Source organism: Pseudomonas yamanorum (assembly GCF_013386765.1).
Taxonomy (GTDB): Bacteria; Pseudomonadota; Gammaproteobacteria; order Pseudomonadales; family Pseudomonadaceae; genus Aquipseudomonas; species Aquipseudomonas yamanorum_A.
Map to the genome: position 1 here is coordinate 105,141 of NZ_JACARE010000037.1, position 12,230 is coordinate 117,370.

10 protein-coding genes are annotated in these 12,230 nt (G+C 61.6%); 4 read left to right on the forward strand and 6 right to left on the reverse strand.

Going from position 1 to position 12,230, the window contains the following annotated elements; translation table 11 throughout:
• The first annotated feature begins 37 nt into the window (after positions 1-37).
• Genes HX875_RS25715 through HX875_RS25725 form a run of 3 tightly spaced genes read left to right on the forward strand, consistent with a single transcriptional unit; the run spans position 38 to position 3,624 of the window.
• The gene (locus HX875_RS25715) at positions 38-1,939 is read left to right on the forward strand and encodes a sensor histidine kinase (protein WP_177046898.1); all 1,902 of its coding nucleotides are present in this window, start codon (positions 38-40) and stop codon (positions 1,937-1,939) included.
• Positions 1,936-3,276, forward strand: a complete 1,341-nt coding sequence (locus HX875_RS25720) for a sigma-54-dependent transcriptional regulator (protein WP_177046900.1) — start codon at positions 1,936-1,938, stop codon at positions 3,274-3,276. Before HX875_RS25715 ends, HX875_RS25720 begins: the two co-directional genes overlap by 4 nt.
• An 18-nt stretch (positions 3,277-3,294) precedes the next feature.
• The gene (locus tag HX875_RS25725; protein ID WP_176438680.1) at positions 3,295-3,624 is read left to right on the forward strand and encodes a GlpM family protein; all 330 of its coding nucleotides are present in this window, start codon (positions 3,295-3,297) and stop codon (positions 3,622-3,624) included.
• A 143-nt stretch (positions 3,625-3,767) separates the two neighbouring features.
• On the opposite strand, the gene HX875_RS25730 is transcribed toward HX875_RS25725, so the two are convergent.
• Genes HX875_RS25730 through HX875_RS25755 form a run of 6 tightly spaced genes read right to left on the reverse strand, consistent with a single transcriptional unit; the run spans position 3,768 to position 11,082 of the window.
• The gene (locus HX875_RS25730) at positions 3,768-5,165 is read right to left on the reverse strand and encodes a sigma-54-dependent transcriptional regulator (RefSeq protein WP_177046902.1); all 1,398 of its coding nucleotides are present in this window, start codon (positions 5,163-5,165) and stop codon (positions 3,768-3,770) included.
• Positions 5,155-6,930, reverse strand: a complete 1,776-nt coding sequence (locus HX875_RS25735) for a sensor histidine kinase (RefSeq protein WP_177046904.1) — start codon at positions 6,928-6,930, stop codon at positions 5,155-5,157. Before HX875_RS25735 ends, HX875_RS25730 begins: the two co-directional genes overlap by 11 nt.
• Positions 6,930-8,054: a GNAT family N-acetyltransferase gene (locus HX875_RS25740; RefSeq protein ID WP_177046907.1), complete on the reverse strand. Its 1,125-nt coding sequence runs from the start codon at positions 8,052-8,054 to the stop codon at positions 6,930-6,932. Before HX875_RS25740 ends, HX875_RS25735 begins: the two co-directional genes overlap by 1 nt.
• Positions 8,055-8,106: 52 nt before the next feature.
• On the reverse strand, positions 8,107-8,994 hold the full coding sequence (locus HX875_RS25745; RefSeq protein ID WP_177046909.1) for an alpha/beta hydrolase: 888 nt from the start codon (positions 8,992-8,994) through the stop codon (positions 8,107-8,109).
• A complete protein-coding gene (locus HX875_RS25750) occupies positions 8,991-10,385 on the reverse strand; it encodes an aspartate aminotransferase family protein (protein WP_177046911.1) in 1,395 nt (464 codons plus the stop codon). Before HX875_RS25750 ends, HX875_RS25745 begins: the two co-directional genes overlap by 4 nt.
• Positions 10,378-11,082, reverse strand: a complete 705-nt coding sequence (locus HX875_RS25755; protein ID WP_177046913.1) for an MtnX-like HAD-IB family phosphatase — start codon at positions 11,080-11,082, stop codon at positions 10,378-10,380. Before HX875_RS25755 ends, HX875_RS25750 begins: the two co-directional genes overlap by 8 nt.
• Before the next feature lie 230 nt (positions 11,083-11,312).
• Between HX875_RS25755 and HX875_RS25760 the strand changes: the two genes are divergently transcribed.
• Positions 11,313-12,083 (forward strand): MipA/OmpV family protein, encoded by a 771-nt coding sequence (locus tag HX875_RS25760; protein WP_177046915.1) that lies wholly within the window; start codon positions 11,313-11,315, stop codon positions 12,081-12,083.
• Positions 12,084-12,230: the final 147 nt, after the last annotated feature.

A 12,230-nucleotide genomic window follows, 5' to 3' on the forward strand; every position in this document is an offset into this window, starting at 1 on the left:
GCAGGCTGACAGCTCTGGTTGACCCAAGGCATCTGTGATGAAATGCGACCCCAACCTCTTTCGCGCCGCGCCGCCATCACTTGCCGTGAAGCCTCGTCTGATTCGCCAATTGTTCCTGCCGCCGCTGATCATCGCCCTCGTGATCGGACTGGGTTATGTCGGCTTCTGGATCAGTGAGTTCTATGGGATCCGCACCCTCAGCGATACCGGCGAACGCCAGCTGGAATTACACGCCCGCACCGTCGAGAGCGAACTCAGCAAATACACCTACCTGCCCAGCCTCCTGGAGCTGGAGTCCAGCGTCTCCAGGCTCTTGGCCGACCCGAATCAGGAAACCCGCAAAACCGTCAACGACTACCTCGAAGGCCTGAACCGGCGCAGCCGCAGCCGGGCGATCTACGTGATGGACACCACCGGCCGCGTGCTGGCCACCAGTAACTGGCGCGATGCCGACAGTTACCAGGGCGAAGACCTGTCCTTCCGTGCCTATTTCCAGAATGCCGTGCGCGGCCAGCCCGGCCGGTTCTACGGCATCGGCAGCACCAACGGCGAACCCGGCTATTACCTGGCCCATGGCCTGGAAGAACACGGCAAGATCATCGGCGTCGCCGTGGTCAAGGTCCGCCTGGAAGCGCTGGAAGAACGCTGGCAGCGGGCGCGCCTGGAGGCCTTCGTCAGTGACGAGAATGGCATCATCATTCTCTCCAGCGACCCGGCCCGTCGCCTCAAGTCCGTGCGACCTCTGAGCGATGACACCAAGGACCGCCTCGCCCACAGCCTGCAATATTACTGGGCGACCCTCAGCGAGCTGGAACCCCTGGCCCGCGAGCGCCTCAACGAAGGCACCGAGAAGCTGACCTTCCCGGCCAACAGCGAGGTGGTGGCAGACGAGCACGAGGTCAGCTACCTGGCGCAAACCCGCCCGCTGAATGACACCCCGTGGAACTTCACCCTGCTGACCCCGCTGAATGACCTGCGCCAGGCCGCTATCAACCAGGGCATCCTGGTGGCCGTGGCCTTCGCGTTGGTGGCGTTCCTGCTGATCGCCTGGAACGAGCGGCGCAAGGTGATCGCCACCCGCCTTGCCGCCCGGGAAGCCTTGCAGGAAGCCAACAACCAGCTGGAACGACGGATTGCCGAACGCACCACCGACCTGCGGGCCAGCAACGAACGGCTCAAGAGCCAGATTCGCGAGCGGCGCCAGGCCGAGGAAACCCTGCGCCGTGCCCAGGACGAACTGGTACAGGCCGGCAAACTGGCAGCGATCGGCCAGATGTCCACCAGCATCGCCCACGAATTGAACCAGCCGCTGGCGGCCCTGCGCACCCTGTCGGGCAACACCGTGCGCTTCCTCGAGCGCGGGGCGCTGGACACCGCCAGCGCCAACCTCAAGACCATCAACGAACTGATCGACCGCATGGGCCGCATCACCGCCAGCCTGCGCTCCTTTGCCCGGCGCGGTGATGACCAGGGCGAGGCCAATCTGGGCAAGGCGGTGGACGCCACGTTCCAGATCCTGGGCAGTCGCCTGGAGAGCTTGCCGCTGACGGTGCACCGTCACTTCACCCACGCACAGTTGCAGATCGACCAGACCCGCCTGGAGCAGATTCTGGTCAACCTGATCGGCAACGCCCTGGACGCGATGCAGGCGCAACCCGCCCCCGAGTTGTGGCTGGACGGCGACGTCGTCGAGGGCAAATACCGCCTGCAGGTGCGCGACAACGGCCACGGCATTGACCCCGAGGCCCGCAAGCATTTGTTCGAACCGTTCTTTACCACCAAACCCGGCGAGCAAGGCCTGGGCCTGGGCCTGACACTGTCGGCCAGCCTCGCGGCGGCCACCGGCGGCAACCTTGCCGTCGAGCACCCGGCCAGCGGTGGTACTGCCTTTGTCCTGAGTTTGCCGCTGGCGAGCCCTCAACCAGTCGAGTCGAAATGAACACAGAAAAAACCACCGACCTGACCGTGCTGATCGTCGAAGACGACCCCCATGTATTGCTCGGCTGCCAGCAAGCCCTGGCCCTGGAAGACATTCCCAGCGTGGGCGTGGCCAGCGCCGAAGAAGCCCTGACCCGGGTTGGTGAAAACTTCGCCGGCATCGTCATCAGTGATATCCGTCTGCCGGGCATCGACGGCCTGGAGCTGCTGACCCGGCTCAAGGCTTTGGATAAAAGCCTGCCGGTAGTGCTGATCACCGGCCACGGCGATATCTCCATGGCCGTGGGCGCGATGCGCAACGGCGCTTATGACTTCATGGAAAAACCCTTCTCCCCCGAGCGCCTGGTAGACGTTGCCCGTCGCGCTCTGGAGCAGCGCGGTTTGGCCCGGGAAGTCTGGTCGCTGCGCCGGCAGTTGGCCGAGCGCGACTCCCTGGAAGGCCGGATCATCGGCCGCTCCCCCGCCATGCAGAACCTGCGGGAGCTGATCGCCAACGTCGCCGACACCTCGGCCAACGTGCTGATCGAAGGCGAGACCGGCACCGGCAAGGAACTGGTTGCCCGCTGCCTGCATGATTTCAGCCGGCGCCATTCCCATCAGTTCGTCGCCTTGAACTGCGGCGGCCTGCCGGAAAACCTGTTTGAAAGCGAGATATTCGGCCACGAGGCCAACGCGTTTACCGGCGCCGGCAAACGCCGCATCGGCAAGATCGAACACGCCCACGAAGGCACGCTGTTCCTCGACGAAGTGGAAAGCATGCCGATGAACCTGCAGATCAAACTGCTGCGGGTGTTGCAGGAACGCACCCTGGAACGCCTGGGTTCGAACCAGAGCGTGGCGGTGGATTGCCGGGTGATCGCCGCCACCAAGTCCGACCTGGACGACCTGAGCCGCGCCAACCAGTTTCGCAGCGACCTGTACTACCGCCTCAACGTGGTGACCCTGGAACTGCCGCCGTTGCGGGAACGTCGCGAAGACATCCTGCAGTTGTTCGAACACTTCCTGCAGCAGTCGTCCCTGCGTTTCGACCGCACCGCGCCCGACCTCGACAACCAGACCCTGTCCAACCTGATGAGCCACGACTGGCCGGGTAACGTGCGTGAATTGCGCAACGTGGCCGAGCGGTTTGCGCTTGGCTTGCCGGCGTTCAAGAAGAGCGGCGCCAGCAGCGGCAATCACGGTCTGGCCTTTACCGAAGCGGTGGAAGCCTTCGAACGCAACCTGCTCAACGACGCCTTGCAGCGCAGCGGCGGCAACCTGACCCAGGCCAGCCAGGAACTGGGGATGGCCAAGACCACGCTGTTCGACAAGGTCAAGAAGTACGGGCTTAGCCACTAGGAGCACAGTGTGGATTTATTGCTGAAGGCGGCGCTGGGTGCCGGGGTTGTGTTGATCCTGGCGGCGCTGGCCAAGACCAAAAACTATTACATCGCGGGCCTGGTGCCGCTGTTTCCGACGTTCGCGCTGATCGCGCATTACATCGTCGGCAAAGGCCGCTCGGTGGAGGATTTGAAGACCACGATAGTGTTCGGGATGTGGTCGATCATTCCGTACTTCGTGTACCTGGCGACGTTGTATGTGATGGTCGACCGGATGCGGCTGGAGGCTTCGCTGGCGGTGGCGGCCGTGGCGTGGTTGATGGCGGCGACGGTGTTGGTCAGCGTGTGGGTTCGCATGCACGCCTGACACACCTCAATCAGTGTGGGCGCCAGCTTCTGTGGGAGCCGGGCTTGCCCGCGATGCAGGCACCTCGGTGTGTCAGTTACACCGAGGTGATGCTATCGCAGGCAAGCCAGCTCCTACAGTTGATCGGCGTTGCTTCAGCCCTCTCAACGAACGATCTTGTCCACCTGAATCCCCAGCTTCTTCAACCGGTACCAAAAGCTGCGCTCGGAAATCCCGATCTTCTGGGCCGCCGCAGCCTGCACGCCATTGCTCTCCTGCAACGCGGCCATGATGTAGGCCTTCTCCACCTCGGCCAGCGCCGCATCCAGGTCGTGCGGCACGCCCGGCCCGTTGCTGAGTATCGCGCCCACGCCGTCTTCAGCCGGTTTGGAGGCGAACAGGTACGCCGGCAGATCAATGTCCTCGATCACCGGCGTCGCCGCGACAATGGTCGCCCGCTCCACGCAGTTTTGCAGTTCGCGAATATTGCCCGGCCAGGAATACGCCGCCATCGCCTGCAACGCCTCGGGGCTGAAGCCGGTGATGCGTTTACCGGCCGTAGCGCTCAAGGTCTGGGCGAAGTGCCGGGCCAGCGGCGCAATGTCTTCCACGCGCTCGCGCAGGGCTGGCAGTGGAATCGGGAATACATTGAGACGGTAGTAAAGGTCTTCACGAAACTCTTTGTTGGCCACCGCATCCAGCAAGTTCTTATTGGTGGCGGCAATCACCCGCACGTCCACCTTGCGCTCGCGCGGGTCGCCCACCGGCTCGATCACCCGCTCCTGCAAGGCCCGCAGGATTTTTGCCTGCAACGCCAACGGCATGTCGCCCACTTCATCGAGGAACAACGTGCCTTTGTCGGCCTGCATGAAACGCCCGACCCGGTCCGCCACGGCGCCGGTGAAGGCGCCCTTGCGGTGGCCGAACATCTCGCTTTCCAGCAAGCCTTCGGGAATCGCCGCGCAGTTGACCGCCACAAACGGCTTGTCGGCGCGGTTGCCGTGTTTGTGGATGGCCCGGGCGACCATCTCCTTGCCGGTACCGCTTTCGCCGGTCAGCAGCACCGTAGCGTTGCTGTCGCGCACCGAGTCTACGGCGTGCAGCACCCGGCGAAACGCCGGGCTGTCGCCCACCAGGCTGTCGAACTGCGAATGCTCATCCAGCTCCGCCCGCATGCGCGCGTTGTCGCGCATGATGTCGCGAAACTGCAGGGCCTTGGCCACCGTGATGTCCAGCTCGTCGATGTCGAACGGCTTGGCGATGTAGTCGTAGGCGCCGTTGCGCATCGACTGCACGGCGTTTTTCACGGTGCTGTAGGCGGTCATCACGATCACCGGCAACTGCGGGTAGCGCACCTTGATTTCCGCCAGCAACGCCGGGCCGTCCATGCCGGGCATGCGCCAGTCGCTGATCACCAGGTCGATGTCTTCCTGTTCCAGCACCTTGAGCGCCTGCAAGCCGTCACCGGCGGTAAACACCTGGATCCCGCTCTGGCTCAAGGCCGACGAGAGCAAGTCACAGAGCTTGGGTTCGTCGTCGACTACCAATACGTTATGCGTCATCACCATCCTCATCATCGCCGTCGTCACCCTGGGCCGGAATGTACAGGCTGAAGGTGGCGCCGGCATCTTTCTCGCTGACACATTCGATGCTGCCGTCATGACTTTCCATGATCGAGAAGACTTTGGCCAGCCCCAGGCCCGTGCCCGAGGCCTTGGTGGTGACGAATGGCGTAAAGATCCGCTCGATCATGTCCGGCGGAATGCCTTCGCCGGTATCGGCGATGCTGATCACCGTGTTGCCGCCCACACTGCGGATGCCCAGGGTCAAGCGGCCGCCTCCGGGCATGGCGTCGATGGCGTTGAGAATCAGGTTGAGGCACGCCTGCTTGAGCTGTTTGGCATCGGCGTAGATCGTCGCGCCGGGAGCCTCGTCATCGATTTGCGCGTCGATGTTATGGGTCGACAGCTCGGGCCCGCAGAAGCCGAGAATTTCCTCCACCACCGGCCGTGCCGCCTGCACCGTGCGCAACGGTGCGCTGGGTTTGGCGAAGTCGAGGAATTCGGTGATCAGGTCGTTGATCCGGCTGACCTCGCTGATCACGTACTCGAGGTGACGCTTGTCGGTTTCCGGCAGGTCGGCGCGGCGGTGCAGCAACTGGGTAGCAGTTTTGATAATGCCCAGCGGGTTGCGAATTTCGTGGGCCAGGCCCATGGCGACTTCGCCCAGCGCGTGCAGGCGGTCGCGGCGACGCAATTGCGCTTCCAGGAGATGCAACTCACCGAGGCGCTCGGTCATGTGGTTGAAGGTGCTGCTCAGTTGCGCCAGTTCGTCGCCGCCACTGACCGCCACGCGATGCTGATAGTTGCCCGAGATCACCGCGCTGACGCCTTCGGACAAATCCCGCAACGGCCGGGTCAGGCGCTGGGACACCAACATGCCAGCGGCCAGGGACAACGCCGAGCTGAGCAGGAAGATCAGCACGAACAGGTTGCTCTGGTTCACCAGACCCACCAGGCTGGTGTGCCGCAGCAAGCCACTGAAGATCACCCCTTGCAGTTCGCCGGCATCGTTGAAGATCGGCCAGTACAAACCGCTGTAGTTATTGGTGAACTGCTCGCTGGGCTGCTTGGTGCTGCGCAGCGCGGCTTCGATACTCGACGGAATCCGGCTGGGGTGATCGACGAAGCGCTGGGTGGAGAAAATCTCCGAGAAACCGCTGGGGTTGGCCAGGTACAAGCGCAGGTCTAGGGAATGCACATCGGCCACGCTGGTCAGGAAACTGCTGTCCAGGTAGGTGGCCACCAGCAGTTGATAGTCAACGCCGTCTTCGCTGGTCTCGAAGGTCGACACCACCACGCCGGTGGTGACGCCCGCCACCTGGACCGTCTGCAACACCGCATTACTGGCCAGGTTGATTTGCTTGACGATGTCATCGGCGGCCGTGCTGAAGACAATCTTGTGGTCACTGCTGCGGATCAGCGCGACCACATCGATGTCGGTGGCGGCGGCAATGTCGGCGGTCAGTTTGTCGTGTTTCTCGGCCTGGCGCGACGACGGCGGCTTGGTGTAGCGCAGGAAGAGTTGGGCGACCCGGGCGTTGTCGTGGAGGATGTCGCCGATCTCGTCCTTGACGATCTTGGTCGACTCCTGCAGCCAGATTCGCACGTTGCTGTCGAAGATCTGCGACAGCGTTGTGGCGGCCAGTTCTGCCGCGATCATCGTCGGGATCACCGTCACCAGCCAGAACGCCAACACCAGCTTGCGCTGGACGCTCCAACGCGAAATGGCAAAGGGGCGGGCTTTTTGACGGGTCTTGTTGATCATCAGGTTTCGCTTATCGCAGCAGCCATGGCAGGGTCGGATCGATCCGGTCGGAGAAACACTTTTGCAACGAACAGCGCACGGTTGACCAGCCAGTTGCGGTGGCGGAAAAACATGCTGTTGCCCTGGAACTCGCAGCCCAGCAGCAACTTGCTGGCATAGCCGGCCTGACCACACTCATACAGCGCAATGTCATGGCGAATACAGTAGTCGATATTGGTTAACCAACTGCGCACCGCCAGGCTGTATTCGCGGCTGTAATCGATGTCTTCGCCGAAAAACTTGTCAATCAGGCGATCCTGGTTCAGCAGGATCAGGTTGAACGCCACCAGTTGCTCGTCCACCCAATAAAGCACACAGACCGCGCGTTCTTGCAGCTGTTCAAGGATACCCGTGAAATAACCCGCCGGCAGCCGCTCGAACTGCAGGTCGGAACGTTCCAGGGTGGCCTCGTACAGCGCCATGATGCGCGGCAGTACGTCGTCGATATTACGTCGCCACTCAACGCGGGGGCCCGGCGCACGCAGTTTGCGGCGCAAGTCTTTGCGGGTGGCTTTGTCCAGGGAACCCAGGTAGGCGTCCACTGAACCAAAAGGAATCGGCAATAATGCCGTTGGCAGGCTGGGCATGCTCTGGAAACCCGCGCCAAGGCAGCTGTTTGACCAGCCTTCATCCTTGGTCGGTGCGTCCTTGACCGCCACCAGCCCGACACCAAACGTATCGGCATCCCGGCGTGCGGCAAGCAGCAACTGCGCAAGCAACGCCTGGCGTTCAGATTCGGGAATGTGGCTGGCAATGCCTGCATTGCACTGTTCCGCCACGGGCGAACCGATGGCGTACAGGCCCAACTTCAAAACACCCGGCCACAGCCGCTCCAGGCGCTCGGTAAAGCGCTTGCCTACGCCCGACACAGTCGTGTCCAGGCGATACCGCGTAATGAACGCCGGCGCGACCGCCACCAGCGTTGCTTCGTCGAACACCGCGAGGTAACGCCACTGAAAGTCATCAATAGCGGCGTTTTCCACGGCCACGTAATAGTCCCAATCCTCCAGGGCATCGGGAAAACAGTCGTTCCAGGCACTGCGTTCGATGGCCCGAATGGTCGAAAAGGCTTGGGCGGTGATCACAACGTTTCCTTGTAGGAGCGAGCTTGCTCGCGAAAAACTCAAGCGCACCGCGTTAAACCAGACAGAACGCGTTTTCGTTCACGTCCTTCGCGAGCAAGCTCGCGCCTACAGGAACAGCGTGTTGCCCGACAAACTCGGCACTCAACTCGATCACCCGGCGGTATTGCAGGTCGACGGTGATCATGTGGTAGCAGTTGTCCAGCAGGATCTTGGTCACGGGGCCGCCGAGGTGGCGCTCCACGTAATCGGCGTTCCAGCGGCTGGTGATGTCATCCTCGATGGAATGCAGCACCAGGGCCGGGGTCTTGATCGACGGCATGAGTTTCTTCACCACGGCGTTCATCCAGTGCAACTCGCGCACCGTGACGCCTTCCATGGTCAAGAGCCCCGCCTCGCTGCTCTCCCCTTCCTTCATCTGGCGCTCGACGATGGCCCGCAGGCGCTCGTTCTTGATGCCGTAGGGCGGTTTCTCAGTGAAGCGGAACAGGCGCACACCGAAGGGAATACGGATCAGAAACGGCGTGATGAACGCCATCTTGCTGATGCTCCAGCCGTCGTACTTCAACGTGGTGGAGTACATCAACAAGCCGGCGACCTGGCCCGGGAACTGCGACGCCACGTACATCGACATCACCGCGCCCATCGACAAACCGCCGACAAACACCTGCTCGTGGCGTTGTTTCACCGCGACGAACGTCTTGCGCACGCCTTCGTACCAGTCCTGCCAGCCGGTGGCTTGCAGGTCGCTGTTGTCCCCGCAGTGCCCGGCCAGGGTCGGCACGTACACCGTGCAGTTACCGACCTTGGCCAAACCCTGGGCCACCCGACGGAGTTCCGTCGGGGTGCCCGTCAGGCCGTGGATCAACAGGATCCCGACCGGACCGCTACCGAGAACGAAGCCGGCATCACCTTCACCGAGGTCGATCTCGTGGCCAATCACCGTTTGGTCGCTCGCACAAGCAGTTGCTCAAGCAGCTTCAGGCCCAGGTCGATTTCCGGGTAGCTGATTTCCAGGGACGGTGCCAGGGTGATCACGTTTTTGTAGTAACCGCCCACGTCGAGGATCAGGCCGAGTTTCTGACCGTCAACCACCATGTCGCCTTTCATGCCTTCGTCGACCATGAAGTCCAGGGTCGCCTTGTCCGGAGTGAAGCCATCCGGGCCGCAGATTTCGCAGCGCAGCGCCAGGCCCAGGCCATCGACATCGCCGATGATCGGGAAGCGTTTCTGCAGTTCTTGCAGGCCGGCCAGGAAGTATTTGCCCTTGGACATGACCATCGCGCCGTAGTCGACTTCGCTGGTCATCTTGAACATTTCCAGACCTACCGCGGTGCCCAACGGGTTGGACGCGAAGGTGGAGTGAGTGGAGCCTGGCGGGAAGATTTTCGGGTTGATCAACTCTTCCTTGGCCCAGATGCCGCCCAGCGGGTTCAGGCCGTTGGTCAGTGCCTTGCCGAAGACGATCACGTCAGGTTTGACGTCGAAGTGTTCGATCGACCACAGCTTGCCGGTACGCCAGAAGCCCATCTGGATTTCGTCGACGACCATCAGGATGCCGTGCTGGTCGAGGACCTGCTTGAGCTCGCTGTAGAAGTTCATCGGCGGGATCACGTAGCCGCCGGTGCCCTGGATCGGCTCGACGTAGAAGGCGGCGTATTCGCTCTGGCCGACTTTCGGGTCCCACACACCGTTGTATTCAGTTTCGAACAGGCGGGCGAACTGCTGCACGCAGTGGCTGCCGTATTCTTCCTTGGTCATGCCTTTCGGGCCGCGGAAGTGGTACGGGAACGGAATGAAGTTGGCGCGCTCGCCGAAGTGGCCGTAGCGGCGACGGTAGCGGTAGCTCGAAGTGATCGACGACGCGCCGAGGGTACGGCCGTGGTAGCCGCCTTCGAAGGCGAACATCAGGCTCTTGCCGTTGGTGGCGTTACGCACCACTTTCAGGGAGTCTTCGATGGACTGCGAACCGCCCACGTTGAAGTGCACGCGACCGTCGAGGCCGAATTTCTTCTTGGCGTCGACGGCGATCATTTCCGACAGCTCGATCTTGCCTTTGTGCAGGTACTGGCTGGCGATTTGCGGCAGGGTGTCGATCTGCTGTTTCAGCGCGTTGTTCAGGCGCGGGTTGGCGTAACCGAAGTTAACGGCCGAGTACCACATTTGCAGGTCGAGGTAAGCCTGGTCTTCGGTGTCCCACACGTAGGAGCCTTCGCAACGGCTGAAAATGCGTGGTGGGTCGATGTAGTGAACGGTGTCGCCGTAGGAGCAGTACTTGGCTTCTTTATCCAGAAGAACCTGGTCTTCTGCGGTGGCAATACGAATATCAGACATGGTGGAAGAGTTCCTGATTGTCGGAAGAGGTGCTGTAAGAGTTGGCGTTGGCGGCGATGCCTTGAGGCAGCTTGGCCAGCAAGGCCGGCAGTTCGGCGAAGGTGTCGAACCGCACGTAGGGGATGTTGTTGGTTTCGCAGTAGTCGGCCAGGCTGGCCTTGGCGAAGACGAAGTCGGCGGTGGAAGCCACGCACATGTCGGACTTGCCGTCACCGATCACCAGCACGCGCTTGTTGCGCGGCGTGGACTTGCATTTGCAGTTGCCGGAGGCAGCGCGGCACGCGTCGCTGGAGTACGGGAAGTCGATACGCCAGCTGTTCTGGTCGACCTGACGCAGGCGGTTGGCGAGGATCGGGAGCAAGGTCACATAGTTGCGCGACAGAATCCGCGCGATGCCTTGTTCGATGCCGTCGCTGACCACTTCAATGGAAGCGCCGAGGCCCATGACATGGTCGACAAAATCCGGGAAGTCCGGGTCGATCTCGACGCTGTCGAAGTAGGCCAGCAGTTCGGCCGGGGTCGCCTTGATCAGCGCCAGTTGACGGCTCAGGCATTCGCGCGAACCGATGTGCCCATCCAGCCATTCCTGTTCGATGGTTTCCCACTCGGGGCCGGCGAAGCGTTGGAGGACGTTGTCGATGACGTCGGTGGGGGTGATGGTCCCGTCGAAGTCACACACGATATGCCAGTGGATCATCTGCATTTACCTATGAAGTAGGAACGCGCTGTTGCGCTTGCAGAGTGCTACAGCACGGAGTGTGCCAAGTACCTCCAGCCCCTGTTTTCAGGGGGTTTGGCGGGTGTCAGTGGGTGGTTGTGTCGGAACCGGCTACAATTTTTGTAGCTTGCTACAACCTAGATGAGTGCTTGCCTAACGTCGGGTGTTTGCGCGTTCATGCGCGCATGTTCACAAAAGGAAATGGCTCCATGTTCAGGGTTACTTTTGCTGTATTCGCCGGTTTGCTGGGGCTGTGGGGCGTTTCGAGCGCTGCGCTGGCGGACGGGATTACCGGTGAGGTCGGCGCGGGTGTCAGCTATCAGCCCCATGATCCGACGGGCAGCCGCTACGAAACGCGGCCCATTCCTTACTTCGATCTGGATTGGGGGAATGTCAGCCTGGGTACCGATGATGGGCTGACCTGGAGTGCCCTGAATACCAATGGTTTTACGGCCGGGCCTTATATCAATTACTTGCCGGGGCGGACTGCGAACGGGTCGTTGCGGGGGTTGCGTGATGTTTCGGACATGGCTGAGGTGGGTGGCTTTATTCAGTACGCGCCGGCTGAGTTCTGGCGGGTATACGCCCAGATGGGTCAGACCGTGGGTGGTGCGCGGGATCAAAGCGGTGTGGTGGGCAAGCTTGGGGGTGAGCTGGGTTATCCGTTGGGCAGCGGCATCATCGGCAGCACCGGCCTGATGGCGCATTTTGCCGATGCGCGCCAGGCGCAGACGTTTTTCGGGGTGGATGCCAATGAGGCTGCGGCTTCGGGGTTTCGTCCTTATAACGCCAGTGCCGGGTTTCAGAACCTGACGTTGACGCAGAGTTTTGAGTTTCCCCTGGATGCGAAGTGGTCGCTGTTGACCAGTGCCAGCTGGATTCACCTTGTTGGTTCGGCGGCCAATAGCAGCATCGTCAAGGAAACCGGGGATGTGAATCAGGGGCAGGTGCAGACTGCTATCAGCTATAAGTTTGATTGAGAGGGGGGGGCATATCCGTTATTTGGGTGATGTCTGATATTGGTTCCGCTCTTACAGCGGCTCACTTTTGAAAAGCGCAAAAGTAAGCAAAACGCTCTTGCCCCACCACTCGGCACCTCGCTAGGGCTCGGTGTGCCCGAACGCAGG